This is a genomic window from Prosthecobacter sp. (genome assembly GCF_044227185.1).
Taxonomy (GTDB): domain Bacteria; phylum Verrucomicrobiota; class Verrucomicrobiia; order Verrucomicrobiales; family Verrucomicrobiaceae; genus Prosthecobacter.
Genome location: NZ_JBGAFO010000014.1, coordinates 181,152 through 199,211, shown reverse-complemented (window position 1 = coordinate 199,211; position 18,060 = coordinate 181,152). Strand labels below are relative to the sequence as shown.

9 protein-coding genes are annotated in these 18,060 nt (G+C 59.4%); 2 read left to right on the top strand and 7 right to left on the bottom strand.

Translation table 11 applies throughout. The features are described from left to right. Window positions 1-293: 293 nt before the first annotated feature. Complete coding sequence (locus tag ACILSQ_RS27195; RefSeq protein ID WP_395746843.1) at window positions 294-1,577, bottom strand: Gfo/Idh/MocA family protein; 1,284 nt, start codon at window positions 1,575-1,577, stop codon at window positions 294-296. A gap of 57 nt (window positions 1,578-1,634) precedes the next feature. On the opposite strand from ACILSQ_RS27195, the gene ACILSQ_RS27190 reads away from it, so the two are divergent. Beyond that, window positions 1,635-3,746 carry a prolyl oligopeptidase family serine peptidase gene (locus tag ACILSQ_RS27190; RefSeq protein ID WP_395746842.1) on the top strand — a complete coding sequence of 704 codons (2,112 nt, stop codon included), beginning with the start codon at window positions 1,635-1,637 and terminating at the stop codon, window positions 3,744-3,746. A gap of 621 nt (window positions 3,747-4,367) precedes the next feature. Here ACILSQ_RS27190 and ACILSQ_RS27185 read toward each other — a convergent pair. The 4 genes from ACILSQ_RS27185 to ACILSQ_RS27170 are packed head-to-tail and all read right to left on the bottom strand — an operon-like array spanning window position 4,368 to window position 11,137. Continuing rightward, window positions 4,368-4,901, bottom strand: a complete 534-nt coding sequence (locus tag ACILSQ_RS27185) for a hypothetical protein (RefSeq protein ID WP_395746841.1) — start codon at window positions 4,899-4,901, stop codon at window positions 4,368-4,370. A 31-nt stretch (window positions 4,902-4,932) separates the two neighbouring features. Further along, window positions 4,933-9,423 (bottom strand): RHS repeat-associated core domain-containing protein, encoded by a 4,491-nt coding sequence (locus ACILSQ_RS27180; RefSeq protein ID WP_395746840.1) that lies wholly within the window; start codon window positions 9,421-9,423, stop codon window positions 4,933-4,935. A 25-nt stretch (window positions 9,424-9,448) separates the two neighbouring features. Next, the gene (locus ACILSQ_RS27175) at window positions 9,449-10,360 is read right to left on the bottom strand and encodes a hypothetical protein (protein ID WP_395746839.1); all 912 of its coding nucleotides are present in this window, start codon (window positions 10,358-10,360) and stop codon (window positions 9,449-9,451) included. Then, window positions 10,361-11,137, bottom strand: a complete 777-nt coding sequence (locus ACILSQ_RS27170; protein ID WP_395746838.1) for a hypothetical protein — start codon at window positions 11,135-11,137, stop codon at window positions 10,361-10,363. 193 nt (window positions 11,138-11,330) lie between these two features. Here ACILSQ_RS27170 and ACILSQ_RS27165 point away from each other — a divergent pair, with 193 nt between their 5' ends. Next, window positions 11,331-11,639, top strand: a complete 309-nt coding sequence (locus ACILSQ_RS27165) for a hypothetical protein (protein WP_395746837.1) — start codon at window positions 11,331-11,333, stop codon at window positions 11,637-11,639. 178 nt (window positions 11,640-11,817) lie between these two features. On the opposite strand, the gene ACILSQ_RS27160 is transcribed toward ACILSQ_RS27165, so the two are convergent. Then, window positions 11,818-12,174, bottom strand: coding sequence for a hypothetical protein (locus ACILSQ_RS27160; RefSeq protein ID WP_395746836.1), 357 nt, complete (start codon window positions 12,172-12,174; stop codon window positions 11,818-11,820). Next, the gene (locus ACILSQ_RS27155) at window positions 12,171-17,666 is read right to left on the bottom strand and encodes an RHS repeat-associated core domain-containing protein (protein WP_395746835.1); all 5,496 of its coding nucleotides are present in this window, start codon (window positions 17,664-17,666) and stop codon (window positions 12,171-12,173) included. Before ACILSQ_RS27155 ends, ACILSQ_RS27160 begins: the two co-directional genes overlap by 4 nt. Between the last annotated feature and the right edge of the window lie 394 nt (window positions 17,667-18,060).

Here is an 18,060-nt window from a genome sequence, read left to right as displayed (position 1 = left end):
ACCCCCCCATTCCCGCAGGGTCTCTCCCCTGCAATCATAGCCGCGCAGCAGGCACCCCCCTAAAGGAGTCCAGACAACTCCCCTGCCCGGCAGGCTTTTCGCCCGAGATCTCGCCTCATCCACTCCTGCTGGCTGCAATGAAAAAACACCCCAAAAGCCCTCGCGACTAAAAATATAATTAATATATGTTAATATTACATATATCCTTTTAAATCCGGGCGTTAGGCGTGGCCCGCACTACGCTGCCACCCTCTCTTTTACCGCTCAGAGCAGCCTCCACAGATGAACGCCCATCAAGCGACCCGCCAGGCCTCCCGCATCGGGCGGAGCAGCCTCTGGTTCGCCTGCTCGTCCCCCTCAAAGCGCTCGGCCTTCGGGTCAAACTTCAGCGGCCGGCCCAGCGCGGCGGAAATGGCCCCTATGTGGCAGGTGGTCGCCGCCCGCTGGGCGATCTCCGCCGTGGCGGCGGTGCGCCCCCGGGAATACACCGCGTCGATGAAGTTCCGGTGGTGGTTCTTCGACTCGTACAGCTTCACATCGCTGTCCTTGAGCTTGGCGCGCAGAATCGCATCGTCGCTGGCCTTCAGCACTTCGGACTCGGTGTAGATCCACCCCTCGCTGCCGATGAAGCGCGTCCCCCACTTCGTCTTGTCCTCCGTGCTGGTCATCACCACCCGTACACCATTGTTGTACTGGTACTCGATTCGGAAGCTCTCGGCAGCGTCATAGATGCCGGCGCTGCGCCGCTTCACCTCCGTGGCGCTCACCTCGGTCGGCGTGGTATCGTCCATGCCGGCACCCCACTGCGCCACGTCCAGAAAGTGCGCGCCCCAGTCGGTGATGTAGCCGGGGGCATACTCCTCGATCCAGCGGAAATTGAAGTGGCAGCGCGCCGCCGTGTACGGCTTCTCCGCCGCAGGCCCCAGCCACATCGCATAGTCCAGGTGGGCTGGCACCGCCTCCGCAGCCTCCATCCCGGTGTAGCCTCCACGAATGGCAAACTTCCCCGGCACGCCGATCTCGATCTCCTTGAGGTGGCCGATGTAGCCATTCCGCACCCGCTCGCAGGCCATGCGCACCTTCAGCCCGGAGCGCCGCCACGTGCCGCACTGCAGCACGCGCTTGTTCTCCTCCACCGCCCGGCAGATGGCCCGCCCCTCCACGATGCTCGCCCCCAGCGGCTTCTCCGAATACAAATCCTTTCCCGCCTTCGCCGCCGCCACTGCCACATTGGAGTGCCAGTGGTCCGGCGTCGCGTTCATGATGGCGTCCACATCCTTGCGCGCCAGCACCTCGCGGAAGTCTTTGAAGATGGCGCTCTCCGGCAGCCCGGCCAGCTTCGCGGCAGCAGCCGCATGCTGGGAGTCCACATCGCAGATGGCCACCACCTGCACCCGCTCATCGCCCATCAGCGCCCTCAGATTGCTCGTGCCCTGACCACCCACGCCGATGCACGCCAGCCGCACCTTCTCATTCGGAGACACCGCCCCGGCACGCCCTAGCGTGGCGGCAGAGACGATCAGAGGGGCGGCGGCGCGGAGGAACTGACGGCGGGAGGGAGAAGCAGGCGTGGACATGGGAAAGAAACGCCGCTTCCGGCCGATATTCATCATTCCACCTATCTCACCTCATTCATGGACTCCCCCGCCCTGCCCCGCCGTCGTGACTTTCTTCAAACCACCGGTCTGGGCCTCATGAGCTGGCCCGTCCTCTCATCTTTCCTGAGCAGCTCAGACGCCATCGCTGCCGCTGCGCCAGCGGGCCCCTCGCCCGCCTCCACCCTCCCACCGCTGAACCGCTTCCCCCGCATGCTGCAGGACTGGCTCGTCCGCGAAGTCCGCGCCGCCGAGCAGCGTGGCAATGCCCGCCGTGAAGCCCTGAAAACCAAGGCCGACGCCGAAGCCTACGTCAAGTCCGCCCAGGACCGCATCCGCGACTGCTTCGGCCCCCTGCCGGAAAAAACCCCGCTCAAGGCCCAGATCACCAAGACCCTCCAGCGCGAGGGCTACCGCATCGAAAACATCGTCTTCGAAAGCCGGCCAAACTACCTCGTCACCGGAAATCTCTACCTCCCCACCAGCGCCACGGGCAGCGCAAAGGTCCCAGGTGTCATCGGCACCTGCGGCCACTCCCTCAATGGCAAGGCGGCCGAGGCCTATCAAAGCTTCGCCCAGGGCCTCGCCCGCCAGGGCCAGGCCTGTTTCCTCATCGACCCCGTCGGCCAGGGCGAGCGCTTCCAGTACCTCAATGAAAAGCTCGGCTCCCGCCTCGGCGGCGGCACCTCCGAGCACAACCAGATGGGCGTCCCCCAGGCCCTCGTGGGCGAATTCCTCGGCACTTGGTTCGTCTGGGACGCCATGCGCGCCCTCGACTACCTCATCACACGCCCGGAGATCGACACGCAGCACCTCGGCGTCACCGGAAACTCCGGCGGCGGCACCCAGACCACCTGGCTCTGCGGCATGGAGCCCCGCTTCACCATGGCCGCCCCCTCCTGCTTCGTCACCACCTTCCGCCGCGACGCCGAAAACGAACTCCCCCAGGACATGGAGCAGTGCCCGCCCCGTGTCCTCGCCCACGATCTCGACCACTGCGACTTCCTCGCCGCCATGGCGCCAAAGCCCGTCATCATCCTCGCCCAGGAAAAAGACTTCTTCGACAACCGCGGCTCCACCGAAAGTTACGAGCGCCTCAAAAAACTCTACACCCTCCTCGGCAAGCCCGGGAACATCCAGCTCCACATCGGCCCGGATCCCCACGGCTACTCGCAGTCCAACCGCGAGGCCATGTACCAGTTCTTCGGCAAAGCCACCGGCATCCCCGCCGCAGCCGCCGAGCCCGCCATCACCCTGGAAAAAGACGCCGACCTCTTCTGCACCCCGAAAGGCCAGGTCAGCGAGGAAGGCTCCCGCACCCTCATGTCCTTCACGCGCGAGAAAGCCGAAGCCCTCGCCGCCCGGCGCAAACCGCTCTCTGGCGAGCCATTGCAGAAAGCCCTCCGCCACGTCCTCCGCCTCCCCGCCCTCCCAGACACCCCGCCCGACTACCGCATCCTGCGCAGCGTCGGCCAGCGCAAGTACCCCGCCAAAAGCTACTGCACCTACGCCGTCGAGACCGAGCCCTCCATCTTCGCCCTCCTCACCCGCCTGAGCGACGAAGCCCTCACCTCCCGCCTCCCCCGCGGTCAGACCCAGGCCGTCCTCTACATCTCCCACCGCTCCGCCGACGCCGAACTGCGCGAGGCCCCCTTCGTCAAAGAACTCCTCGCCGCCTCCCCCGGCGCCGCCTTCTTCGCCTGCGACCTCCGCGGCATGGGAGATTCCCAGCCCGACACCTGCGGCGCGAACCAGTTCCTCGGCCGCTACGGCAGCCACTACTTCTACGCCGCCTTCAGCCAGATGCTCGACCGCCCCCTGCCCGGCCAGCGCACCCACGATCTCCTCCGCGTCCTCCAGCTCCTCACCGCCGCCGGCCACACCCAGATCCACCTCGCCGCCCAAGGCTGGGGCGCCCTCCCCGCCGCCTTCGCCGCCGTCCTCAGCAGCCCCCAGGTCACACAAGTCACCCTCAAGCACCCCCTCACCTCCTTCCACGACCTCGCCATCCACGAAGACCAGCAATGGCCCGCCGCCCTCATCGTCCCCCAAATCCTCCCCCACCTCGACCTCCCCGACTGCTACACCGCCCTCAAGGCCCAGAACCTCCACCTCATCGCCCCCTGGTCCGCCCCCGATGGCATGAAATGACTTGTCTCGGATAGCGTCCACCGAATCCCCACGGGCAAACCGTTGCCTACATGCCGAAAAGCACACCCCTTGGCCCTTGTTCGCGCCACCTTTCTGCGGCAAATGGCAAGCCTACATCATCAGGACAGTCGCATGCCTACCGAAGTTGTTTCCGAATCCGGCCATCACATGCGCGTTGCCGGCACCTCGGAAGAGTGATCAGGGAGCCAAACGCCGAAGGATGCAGGCGTTTGAGACAATCCGAAGGATTGCCCCGAAGGGGTGAATCTGCGGGGAGCAGATGAATCAACCGCTCCGTGGCGGGCGTTGCGCTGGCATGTTCAGTTGGAAGTAGGTTTTACGTTTCTCCGTCAAAAAGCGTTGTCAGGAATATGACCAATCCGCAGCCTCAAATGTGCAAGCGCTGGCTGTGGGGAACTCATGGAACTGCTTCCACATAGGAGAGTTCAAAAACCGAGCTGCGAAGCCCGACGAAGGAGGAACCTGGGCTGATTTCAAATTTTTAAATAGGCTGGCACGTCCCGCGCTATTGGTTGGCGCGTGGGTTCATTTTGATCTGGCTCCGCCGCATCGCGGTGGATGGCTCGAAGACCCACCATGCCCACGAACGACGGTCCACGCTCATTTATAAAGATTTGGTTTATCCAACATTGATTTTAGCAACTTTGAATTCGGAGGAACGTCGCCATTAAAAAGCTTTTCAAGCGCTCCATATTCAAATCTAAAACGATCTGGAATGCTGACATAAACTTTAACAGCTGCGCTCCGTGGCAGTTCAATTACAGATGAGACAATGCCAAATTTTTTCATCAAATGCATTCGAAGGCGGCGTTGCCCCATTTCATTGAGCTGAACTTGATTTAATAATTCCAGGAGTTTCTTTTGTTCGGAAAACCAATAGGGCGGACCACCTTCTAGGTCAGCACCACTCGCCATTCTATTCAAGTGGGAAACAAATGCTCCGATGTTCGTGTCATCGTATTGATTTTCCAAGGCAAATACTTGTTGATAGGTCGATTCCAACCTGCTCAACATTTCACGGTCAACGCCCAAAAATAGGCGGGAAACACAACCTGCGATGCAGGCAGTGAAAAACGCAAATATCAATGCCGTTGAACACAATCCTAGAGAACTGTCTTTTTTATGATGAAACATACTTTTAGAAAAAGGCGAGGTATTTCACGGCTTAAAAATTAAGCGGGAATGCACGCGGCGGAGCACCGCGCTCATTTTCTTTGTGCGGCATAGCTTGCGCATCAGGATGTAATGGCGGCGGCTCGTTAAGGACTTTATATTGCAGTTTTGCCCCTTGTTTTGTTGCACATTGAACGGCTCTCAAAAGTTTGAATTGTGAGTCTATCGTATCTTGGAGACCAAATCCAGGCACACGATATTGTGTTCCGATACCATTTCTCGCAGCAAGTCCAAAGCGATCTCCGTCAAAAGGAGAGATAACTGGAATGTATGAAGTGCCGATCAACACACATCCGGTGGAGTGATTAGCAGTTGGCCAAAAATGAATATTTCTTCCATCCTTAACCTTATTTATATCAGGGTGAAATTCTTGATTGACTATATCATCATAATCAGACTGCGACATTTCTGATGGCTTTTGTGGAAGCCTTCCCGAGCCAGGTGAAATCCATTGCATCATCGTGATGAATTCAAGTTTTCCTCGAATACTGGTAAAGCGTCCTATGAATTCACCGTCTTCGTCTTTTGGAAAACCTGTGCCGTTGGCTCCCGTGCCATTGGCCCATGAATTTTCAGGGCTCGTATATGGGGTATAAGTTCCCACCTCTTTTAAAGGTTTACCAACGGTTTCCAAAGTTATAAACTTTAGAGGAACCAGTGCCGTGCAGCATGCAAATTTTGCTTCTTCTGCTCGATTTAATTTCAAACTTGCCGACAGTTCACCATACACGGCGAAATTACCTGTCAGGTTTCGTTTTAACACGATTTCAAAAGTCGCGAGTCCCAAAATATCCACCTGGTTCAGCGCGTCATTGCCCACCATCCCGTAAAGATTAATTCCCCCTCTTTCCTTGATGGGGTCTCTGGAGAGCCACCGTGCATTGGGAGCATCGTAAAGACGGTAGCCGTAGTTATAAAATCCGGATTCCCCGTCCAGATATTTCGTGCTGAACCGAAACGGATTCGCCTCAGCCACCGCGCCGCCATCAATGCTGATCGTTTCTCCAAAAGAGCCGTATTCGTACCGGGCACTCATGGTTCCGCTGGCGGGGTTGACCAATTCGGTCACATTCCCATTGCCATCATAGCAGGGAACTTGGACGACCGAAGATGGTATCGTGTGGAACCGCTCGATGAGTAGTCCTCCAACACCACCTGCGCCTTGCATCGTTTCGCTAATGTCCGTGCCCCACTCGTAGCTTCGAAGAAGCTGCGTACTGCTAGTGGTGTCGATCTCGGCGATCATGTTCCAGCCATCGTAAAGCTCAACGAGGCTCTGCTGCAACACAAAACCTCCGCTGCCAGTGGCGATGAAGGTGCGCTTACCGATGCGGCGGCCCCGCGCGTCGTAGTCGAACTCAAGTCGAGTCCGCTTCACCGGTGTGATGCTGGTCGGCTGAACGATGAAGCTGTTTTTTTCCTCCTGCGCGACCAGCCGATTTTCACCGTTCCAGACATAATTCCAGCGGGCGTCGCTGGTTAAATTGCCGTCCAGGTCATAGGTCGGCACTTCGCTAGGCGGCGGGATGAACAGCGCGCCCTGTTGCTGCGTGGTCACCGGGCCGTTGTTGACGCCGCCATCGGGACGTGTGGCGGTGATTTCCACCTCGCGGCGCACCGGGCCTTCGGTGTTGTCCACGCTTTGCTCGTAGAACCATAGCGTGCCTGTTGTCAGCGTTGGCGCATTGCCATCAATGGTCACTGTGGTACCCGCGGCGGTGTTGGCACTGCCGCGCAGCACCAGCCACCCGGGCTGCGGATGGGTGATGGAATCATACTGGTTCAACGCATTGGCGCTGTAACCTGTGGTTCGCAACGTGGAGGTGCTGGCGATGCTCGACACACTGCTGCTGGTGCGGTTGCCAATGCCGTCATAGGCAAAGGCGAACTGCTTGCCCGGTTCGGTCCCCTTGGCCGCGTTGGTGACTTCTCCGCGTGCGTTGTAGCCGTAGCTCCATGAGGAGCCGTCCTGCCGCTGCGCGGCGGTGCGGCGGTTCAGGGCATTGAGCGTGTAATCATGGCCGCTCACCGTGACCCCGCCCACGCTCCAGGTGATGGCATCCAGCCGCCCCAGCGCATCCGCCGTGCGTGTGCTGCTCAGGCCGCTGCTGTAAGTCACCCCGCTGTTCCAGCCGGTGGCCGCGTCGTAGCTGTAGGTGACGGCGAAGTCGCTCGCGCTCACGCCTGCCATCCGCCCGCTGCCTGCCTCATAGGTGTAGTTCACGGTCGGCAGCGTGATGGCGCCGAGGCTCGTCGCCCGGCTGCTGCGCTTCCCTGCGGTGTTGCCATAGCCCATGCTCAACCCGGTCCATGCGCCAGTGCCGCTGACGGACCAGCCAGAAACCCGCCCCCCTGAAGCGGCGTCATCATAAGTGAACGCATGCGTGCCCGCGGCATCCGTGGTGCCCGTGCGCCTGCCCGCGCGGTCATAGGTGAAGCTCACATCCGGCGTGCTGTCACTGTAGTCGATGCCGGTGTGCCTTCCCATGGCATCGTAGCTGTACGTGGTGGTGACCCCGCGCTGCCAGGCACGCGTGAGCACACGCCCTGCGGTATCGTAGGTGTAGCCCACGCTGCGGCCTGCGGCATCCGTCTTGCTCACCAGCACACCGCTGGCGGCATCGTAGGTCCAGGTGGTGACATCATCCGCACTACCACCCCGGTAGGTGTGGAGCTTCCACAGGCGGCCCATGGCATCGTACTCATAGCCCAGCGGATAACCCGCCGTGCCGCCCTGCGTGAGCACACGGCCCTGCGCATCGTAGGTGTAGGTGGTCGTGCTGGAGTCCGAATGCGTCTCGCTCGCCACCTGCCCTTGGGAGTTATAAGCATAGGTGACCGTGTCTCCCCCGGTCTGCCCTTGGGTGAGCACACGCCCCGCCGTGTCATACGTGTGGGTGATCGTGCCATTGAGCGGATGCACCACCGTCTCCACCTGCCCAAAGCCGTTGTAGGTGTAGGTCACCGCCGACGTCATGCCCGGTGGCGTTTCACTCATGAGCAGGTCGTTTTGATAAATCTGGACCTGCGACTGCGTGCCCGTGACACTCTGCTGCCCATGAATCGTGCGGATGCTGCCGGAAAGCACATCAAATTGCGTAAAGACACCGCCATCCGCCTGCGTGCTGCGCTGCCAGGAGGAGCCTTCCAGCAGCTTGCGCTCGGTCTTGGTCTCCAAGGTGGTGTCATCCCCGTCCTGCGTGTACTGCTGGCGCACCACCTGCTCCAGCACCGTTCCCTCACCCGTCACATAATCCGTGCTGCTGGTGCTGAGCACATCGGTGGAGCTCACCGTCAGCACCCCGTCTGCATCCATGTCGTAACCCTGCTGGCTCACGCGCCCCCAGCCATCATACGCGATGATCAGGTCCGCCATGCCCGGACTGCTCGTCTTCACCCGCTGGCCTTTGGCGTTGTACGTGTGCACCTTCGCACTCACGCCTGTGCCGGTGGGCGAGGGCGCCTCTTCCCGCAAAACTTGACCGAGGTAGTTGGTCGTCGTCTTGCGCCAGGCCGCGCCGCTGTCGGTGCCGTAATACACCGTCTCAGTGATGCTGCCCGCTTCATACGCGCCCACACTGCCGTCAGTGACCGTGTAGCTGTGGTACTCCGGCGTCACCGCCGTGCCCGTGATGCTCTTGAGCTGGCCATCCAGATAGTTCTCAGTGATCCGTGTCCCACCACCCGGCAGAGTCTCAGTCACCGTGCGCCCGTTGTTGGCATAGCTGTAGGTCGTCACACCACCGTTGGCATCCGTGCTGCTCACGGTGCGGCCCTGGGCATCCGTGACCGTCACGCTCATCGTGCGCGTGATGCCATCCGCCGTCTGCGTCACTGTTTGCGTGGTGCTGCCGTCGGTGCCGGTGGCTTTGGTGTAGTTCGTTGTCAGGCCCAGCCGTGTTTCAGAAACCACCTCCCCCGTGGTCTCATCCGTCACCGTGGTCGTGGTGATTCCCAGAATATCCGTGCTTGTGGAGGTGCGCAGACCGCCGGCAACCACGTCATCACCCTGGGAGGACAGCGTCAGATCACCCGCGCTGCGGGTGTAGCCAGTTTCTCCTGCATAGGTGGTGATGATGGTCTGGATCGTCGTGCCGCTCTCGCTGTACTTCGAGGTTTCAGACACCGTGCGACCCTGGGCATCCGCAGTGGTCGTTCTCCACAGCGGAAACATGACGCCCTCTGCGTAAACTGGAAATAGGGTACCGTAGGTGTTGTCTTCGCTCACCAAACGTCGCCACGAATCCCTCGCCGTCAGCCCTCCTGTCAGGGTCGCGCTGGAGCTCAGCGTTGCCACGTAGGTCTGATCCACAGTCGCGCTCATGCTGCCGTCTTCAGACTCAAAACTTTCGCTCCATGCGACCTGCGTCCCCGCGCCAGTCCAGCGCTCCGAACGGCTCTGCGCATAGAGGTAATTGTCCCCGGGCAGCGCATACGCATTGTCCAGATACCCCTGGCCGATGAACTCATAGCTGGTGCCCACCACTACGCCATTGATCAGGCTGATGTCACGCCTTGACCAAGGCGGCAGCGTCCCGCTGGTGATCTCGCTGGCATCGAAGGAGCGCGTGATCTGGCAGCCCGCGATCTGTGGGTTCCCCCCCCGTGGCCTGGGAAGCCAGGGCCGTGAAAAACGTCTCGGCGGCCGCCGTTGTGCTCAGGCTCCCTGCTCCGGAGGGACCATCCAGCCAGGGAGTGATTTGCAGTGTTTCCACCAGATCGGGACTGGCGGAGTCCGGCACGTAGCCGCGCACCGTCAGCGTCCAACTGCCCGCGGAGTCCACCTGCCATCTCTCCTGACCAAAGCGGCTGTCCACCACAGTTCCGCTCTTGTAGTAGGACTCGTAGTATCCATGCAGCGTGGTGGCCTCGTCCAGCACCGTGGTGCCGAGCTTGGTGGTCACCGTCTCTGACGTCACCACCTTGGCGGACTGCTCTGCGGACTGGTTGCCGATCCTGGCATAATGCCGCTCCGTGATCACCGTGGGCTGGCCGATTGCCGCCGGGATGAACTCCAGCATTTCCGTGAGATCGCCGGTCCACTTCCCCTGGGTGGCGTTCCAGGTGAACGCCGCTGATTCCGACATCGCGGTCCAGATCTGCACATCGCCGTTGGTGTCCACCGTTTTGAACGAGCCATACACCGTGCCGTCAGCCGCGATGCCGGTGGTGCCTGCGCCGCTGTTGTAAAAAGCCATGAACTCCGAATTGCTGCCTTCTGTGCGGGTGTATTTGATGCCTACCCCAGTGAAGTCGCCAGTGCTGGCAACCTTTTCAAAGGTGTGGGTGGACACCGGCTGGGAGGAACCCGCCGCTGGTGTGACGGTGAGGGTGATGGACTGCAGATCCGTGGCGGGTGAGGCAGCGGCCGTGGTTTCCACCAGCAGCGTCGCCATCACATCTCCAGCGCGGTTTTTCACCTAGCGTGTGCCTGCTGTGAGCGTGCTCACATCGCCGCCCAGCACATTGCTGAAGGCCAGGCTGCTCAGAGACAGCGTGTGCACTTCCGTGAGGTTGACGGAAAAATTCAGCATGCCATTCACCGCCAGGGCGCCCCCGGCCACCGTGTCACCTCCCATGCCAATGGAAATGCGGACCTTCCCCGGCTCGTCATCATCATCGCCTCCGGAGCCACAGGTGCTGCATCCCGCCACCGGCAGGCCGTTCGCATTCCCGTTGGAAGTCGCCGGCATCTGCACCTCCGTACAGCCCGCCGGCAGCGATGAGCCCGCGCTTCCAGACAATTGCGCCGGAGTAAAATAGGGCGTCTGGAAATTGATGCCCCCTGTCAGCTTTCGCACGCAATTGCAGTCCGGCCACTGATTGGGGTCCACGCTCATGCCGCCCGGCAGATTGTAAACCTCGTCATGGATCGATACCTCCCAGTCATTGAACGTCGCGTTGTAGTTCACGGCCGTCACCTTCATGATTTCAGTGCCATAACTGGCCGTTTCATCCCCCCCTTTCGGACGACACCCTCCGGCAAAGTAACGGATGCTTCCCACCTCAGGCGGGTCCAGTGAGTATTCTGTAAAATCTGTAGCATTGGGCCACTGGCTTCCCAGTGGTGGCAGCGGGCAGTTCTTGGCGCCGCAGCCGCCGGTGCTGTTGGCCTTCCGGATGCCCTGGGCCTGCGCCGTCATTGGCAGCAGCAGACATGCGCCGAGCAGCACGCATTGCTTAAAGATGGAGTTCAAGGTCATAAAAAAGGCAAAGATCTAAAGAAAAAGTAGGGAATATGGTTTCATCATCGCAGGTCAGGCAGAGCCGTGGTCCTCTTCCCATCGCCATCATCCGTGGTGCTCGCGCTGACGGGCTCCTGGAGGCAAATGCCACTGTCACCTGCAAAACAAAGCTCAGGAGGCAAAGCCACCCGCCAAATCCGCGCCGATGCAGCTTCTTCAACACGGTGCCGATGCTGCCACACGCCGCCTCATTGCCAAACTGCAATCTCATGTGCCTGCGTTCATCACAATCTTGCGGCAATGCCTATCCGACATCATCAGTTCAGTCGCATGCCTACCGAAGTTGTTTCCGAAAACGGCCATCACACATGCGCTGCCGTCAATTTGGAAGAGTGATCAGGGAGAAGCGCATTGGTGGCGGGCGTTGCGCTGGCATGTTGAGTTGGAAGTAGGTTTTCTTTTTTCCGTCAAAACCGTCGTCAGGGCCATCAACGATCCGCGGCTGCAAGTGTGAAAGCGCTGGCTGCGAAAACTTCATGGCGCTGCTTCAACATTGGAGGGTTCGGAACCGAGCAGCTGGGCTGACTTCAAATTTCTCAAGTGGGTTGGCATGGCCAATGCCATTGGTTGGCTCGTGGGTTCATTTCCATTGGTTGGCTCGTGGGTTCATTTTGGCGCGTGGGTTCATTTTTTTAATAATAACTGATTTTAATTTTTTTTGCATGAGTCCCTTCCAGCACAACAATCTCAGAAGGTAAAGCTAGAAGAATATCAGTTTGATCACCGGAAATATGGTCAAATTCCATTTTTATATAAACCCTAGTGGGGGAAAAAACATCGGTGAAATAGTATATATCCATTTCCGGAGGCCCAGGGTTTATTTTTAACTCTGGTTTCAATATCGCATCAACAGTTTTTCGGCTCATGCCAGCTCGCAGCTTCTTGGCGCACTCCATCAATCGATTAGTGGGCAGGCGTATTGAGTTATAGTGGCATCCACATACACTAACGGCCATTCCAACCATAAAAAAAACAACTCGTATATTCATTTGATAAATTTGGTAAAGTTAACCCCCAAGCAACAATCCCATTCCGATATAAGTTTACGCTTTTCATTGTTTGAATGATTACCAAAAGACTGCTTGCTTTTTCCCAAATTGTAATCAGCCCATTGTACTGGCGGATATGGCGGATACATTAAAGGCTCAGTAACTTGGTCGTAGTTAAACTTTTTAGTTGGCTGTGGATTTTTAACTAAATCTTCTGTGAAGTACGCTGTTGCTTCTATTTCGACTCTTCCCGCGCACGGTGTTAATTTGCCCCTACTCTTGCTAAAAGCAGCATACCAATCTACGGAACCCCACGTATCGCCTGATTTCAATGGGTACGACCATGCCTCCTTGAACTTTTCGTCCAGAATAAGGACGGCGTGCGCCTTGTCGGCACCTTTTGGTGTGCATGGGTATAAATATACCTTTCTTTTTCCCTCTTGATAAACAGTTCCATTTATCGGACCACTCCCAGAACTGGTCACATGCCATTCGATATCATAACGAAAATGTCCACAAAGACCCAGCCACCCCCCTTTGTCTTTTAAAGATAATGTATATCTTTTTGGATTCGACCCCGAGCGCAAACCCATATAATCCCATTGATTTAATGAGTCATTTTCACACATCCCATAAAGATTGACGCCGCCTCGTTCGCCTATTGGATCTCTTGACAGCCAGCCACCCTTCACTGCATCGCAGTAGCGGTAGCCATAGTTATATAATCCAGTCTCTTCATCCAGATACTTCGTACTGAACCGGAACGGATTCGCCTCAGCTAACGCACCTCCATCCATACTGATCGTCTCGCCAAACGATCCATACTCATAGCGGGCAGTCACATTGCCATTGGCGAGATTCACCAACTCTGTCACGTTGCCATTGCCATCGTAGCAGGGCGCATGTGCGACTGTCACTGGCGCTGTGTGGAACCGCTCAATGAGCAGGCCACCGACGCCGCCCGCTCCGTCCATTGTGCCGCTGATGTCCATGCCCCACTCATAGCTTCGGGAAAGCTGCGCGCTGCTGGTAGCGTCGATCTCGGCGATCATGTTCCAACCATCGTAAAGCTCAACGAGGCTTTGCTTCAACACAAAACCGCCGCTTCCCGTAGCAATGAAGGTACGTTTACTGACGCGGCGTCCCTGCGCGTCGTAATCGAACTCCAATCGTATCCGCTTCACCAGCGTGCTGCTGGTGGGCTGAACGATGAAGCCGGTTTTCTCTTCCTGAGCGGCTAGACGGTTTTCACCGTTCCAGACATAATTCCAGCGGGCGTCGCTGGTCAGATTGCCATCTAGATCGTAGGTGGGCACTTCAGTCGGTGGCGGGATGAACAACGTCCCCTTTTGCTGCGTAGTCACTGGGCCGTTGTTGATGCCACCATCGGAGCGCGTGGCGGTGATTTCCACCTCGCGGCGCACGGGGCCTTCGGTGTTGTCCACGCTTTGCTCGTAGAACCATAGCGTGCCTGTCGTCAGGGTGGGCGCATTGCCATCAATGGTCACTGTGGTGCCTGCGGCGGTGTTGGCACTGCCGCGCAGCACCAGCCACCCGGGCTGTGGATGGGTGATGGAATCATACTGGTTCAATGCATTGGCGCTGTAGCCCGTGGTTCGCAACGTGGTGGTGCTGGCGATGCTCGACACGCTGCTGATGGTGCGGTTGCCAATGCCGTCATAGGCAAAGGCGAACTGCTTGCCCGGTTCGGTCCCTTTGGCCGCGCTGGTGATTTCACCGCGTGCGTTGTAGCCGTAGCTCCATGTGGAGCCGTCCTGCCGCTGCGCGGCGGTGCGCCGGTTCAGAGCATTGAGCGTGTAATCATGGCCGCTCACCGTGGCACCGCCCACGCTCCAGGTGATGGCATCCAGCCGGCCCAGCGCATCCGCCGTGCGTGCGCTGCTCAGACCGCTGGTGTAAGTCACTCCGCTGTTCCAGCCGGTGGCCGCATCGTAGCCGTAGCTGACCGAGAAATCGCTGGCGCTCACGCCAGCCATCCGTCCGCTGCCTGTCTCATAGGTGTAGTTCACCGTCGGCAGCGTGATGCTGCCAAGGCTCGTCGCCCGGCTGCTGCGCTTCCCTGCGGTGTTGCCATAGCCCACGCTCAATCCAGACCATGCGCCCGTGCCGCTGACGGACCAGCCAGACACCTGACCACCGGAGGTGGCGTCATCATAAGCATACGCATGCGTGCCCGCGGCATCCGTGGTACTTACGCGTCTGCCCGCGCGATCATACGTGATGCTCACGTCTGGCGTGCTGTCACTATAGTCGATGCCGGTTTGTCTTCCCATGGCATCGTAGCTGTACGTGGTGGTGACCCCGCGCTGCCAGGCACGCGTCAGCACACGCCCTGCGGCATCGTAGGTGTAGCCAACGCTGCGGTCGGCGGCATCCGTCTTGCTCACCAGCACACCGCTGGCGGCGGCGTAGGTCCAGGTGGTGACATCGTCCGTCCCTACGCCCCGGGAGGTGTGCAGCTTCCACAGGCGGCCCATGGCATCGTACTCATAGCCCAGCGGATAACCCGCCGTGCCGCCCTGCGTGAGCACATGGCCCTGCACATCGTAGGTGTAGGAGGTGGTGCTGGAGTCCGAATGCGTCTCGCTCGTCACCTGCCCTTGGGTGTTATAAGCATAGGTGACCGTGTCTCCCCCGGTCTGCCTTTGGGTGAGCACACGCCCCGCCGTGTCATACGTCCGGGTGGTCGTGCCATTGAGCGGATGCACCACCGTCGCCACCTGCCCAAAGCCGTCGTAAGTGTAGGTCACCGCCGACGTCATGCCCGGCGGCGTCTCACTCATGAGCAGGTCGTTTTGATAAATCTGGATCTGCGACTGCGTGCCCGTGACACTTTGCTGGCCATGCACCGTGCGGATGCTGCCGGAAAGCACATCGAACTGCGTGAAGACACCGCCATCCGCCTGCGTGCTGCGCTGCCAAAAGGAGCCTTCCAGCAGCTTGCGCTCCGTCTTGGTCTGCAAGGTGGTGTCCGCACCGTCCTGCGTATATTGCAGGCGCACCACTTGCTCCAGCACCGTGCCCTCCCCCGTCACATAATCCGTGCTGCTGGTGCTGAGCACATCGTTGGAGCTCACCGTCAGCTCTCCGTCCGCATCCATGTCATAGCCCTGCTGGCTCACACGGCCCCAGTCGTCATAGGCGATGATCATGTCCGCCATCCCCGGGCTGCTCGTTTTCACCCGCTGGCCTTTGGCGTTGTAGGTATGCAGTGTTACGCTTACTCCTGTACCGGTGGGCGAGGGCGCTTCTTCCCGCAAAACTTGACCGAGGTAGTTGGTCGTCGTCTTGCGCCACGCCGCGCTGCTGTCATTGCCGTAATACACCGTCTCGGTGATGCTCCCCGCCTCATAGCTGGCGTCACCACCATCATTGACCGTGTAGCTGTGGTACTCCGGCGTCACCGCCGTGCCGGTGATGCTTTTGAGCTGGCCGTCCAGATAGTTTTCCGTGATCTGTGTGCCTCCACCCGGCAGCGTCTGCGTCACCGTGCGGCCGTTGCTGGCGTAGCTGTAGGTCGTCACCCCGCTGTTGGCGTCCGTGCTGCTCACCGTACGGCCCTGGGCATCGGTGACGGTCACGCTGACGGTGCGCGTGGTCTCATCCGCCGTCTGTGTCACGGTTTGGGTGGTGCTGCCGTCGGTGCCGGTGGCTTTGGTGTAGTTCGTTGTCAGGCCCAGCCGTGTTTCAGAAACCATCTCCCCCGTGGTCTCATCCGTCACCGTGGTTGTGGTGATTCCCAGAATATCCGTGCTTGTGGAGGTGCGCAGACCGCCGGCAACAACGTCATCCCCCTGGGAGGACAGCGTCAGATCACCCGCGCTGCGGGTGTAGCCGGTTTCTCCTGCATAGGTGGTGGCAATGCTCTGAATCGTCGTACCGCTCTCGCTGAACTTGGAGGTTTCAGAGAGCGTGCGGCCATCGGAGTCGCTGGTGGTGGTGGACCACAGCGGAAACATGGCGCCCTCTGCGTAAACTGGAAATAGGGTGCCGTAGGTATTGTCTTCGCTCACCACCCGCCGCCACGAATCCGCCGCCGTCAGCCCTCCTGTCAGGGTCGCTTTGGAGCTCAGACTCGCCACATAAGTCTGATCCACATTTGCGCTCATGCTGCCGTCTTCAGACTCAAAACTTTCGCTCCATGCGACCTGCGTCCCCGCGCCGTTCCAGCGCTCCGAACGGCTCTGCGCATACAGGTAATTGTCCCCAGGCAGCGCATACGCATTGTCCAGATACCCCTGGCCGATGAACTCATAGCTGGTGCCCGTCACCACGCCATTGATCAGGCTGATGTCGCGCTTTGACCATGGCGGCAGCGTCCCGCTGGTGATCTCGCTCGCATCAAAAGAGCGCGTGATCTGGCAGCCCGCGATCTGTGGGTTCCCCCCCGTGGCCTGTGAAGCCAGTGCCGTGAAAAACGTCTCGGCCGCCGCCGTTGTGCTCAGGCTCCCTGCTCCGGAGGGACCATCCAGCCAGGGAGTGATTTGCAGCGTTTCCACCAGATCGGGACTGGCGGAATCCGGCACGTAGCCGCGCACCGTCAGCGTCCAGCTGCCCGTGGAGTCCACCTGCCATCTCTCCTGACCAAAGCGGCTGTCCACCACGGTGCCGCTCTTGTAGTAGGACTCGTAGTACCCATGCAGCGTGGTGGCCTCGTCCAGCACCGTGGTGCCGAGCTTGGTCGTCACCGTCTCTGACGTCACCACCTTGGCGGACTGGTCCGCAGACTGGTTGCCGATCCTGGCATAGTGCCGCTCCGTGATCACCGTGGGCTGGCCGGTTGCCGCCGGGATGAACTCCAGCATTTCCGTCAGGTCCCCGGTCCATTTGCCCTGGGTGGCATTCCAGGTGAAAGCCGCAGATTCGGACATGGCGGTCCAGATCTGCACATCGCCGTTGGTGTCCACCGTTTTGAACGAGCCATACACCGTGCCGTCAGCCGCCACGCCGGTGGTGCCCGCGCCGCTGTTGTAAAAAGCCATGAATTCCGAATTGCTGCCCTCGGTGCGGGTGTATTTGATTCCCACTCCGGTGAAGTCGCCAGTGCTGGCAACCTTTTCAAAAGTGTGGGTGGACACCGGCTGGGAGGAACCCGCCGCTGGTGTGACGGTGAGGGTGATGGACTGCAGGTCTGTGGCAGGTGAGGCAGCGGCCGTGGTTTCCACCAGCAGCGTCGCCATCACATCTCCAGCGCGGTTTTTCACCTGGCGTGTGCCTGCGGTGAGCGTGCTCACATCGCCGCCCAGCACATTGCTGAAGCCGAAGCTGCTCAGAGAGAGTGTGTGTACCGACGCAAGGTTCGCTGAGAAATCCACCGAACCGTTCACGGTCAGATCACCGTTGACTGTGTCACTGCCTACGCCGATGGAAATCCGGATGGATCCCGCGTCGGTTTCACCGCCGCCGGAACCACAGGTGCTACATCCAGTGTCTGGCACGCCAGCGCCGCCTTCGTTTGAGGTGGCAGGCATCTGCACTTCAGTTCCGCCGACCGGTAATGGCGATGATGTGGCGCCGCTGGACGGCTGCGAGGGAACAAGGACGGGGACATAAGCATCGTATTGATCTCCATTGAGTTTTATTGCGCATTTACATATCGGCCACTGGTTGGGGTCCGAATTGAGGCCGCTAGGGGGAAAGTAAACCTCTGTATGTACAGTGACGTCCCAGCTATTCCATAGGGGGTCATAACTGACACTCGTGATCTTATCGACGATAGTTTGGCCTCCACTTCCAGTCCCTCTGCAGGAGCCCCCGTAATAGCCAATGGTCCCCACCTCAGGCGGCAAGAAGGAGTAATCATTCCAATCCATCGAATAATTAAGTTTGCCCAGCTGCGGCAATGGACAGGTTTTTGCGCCGCAT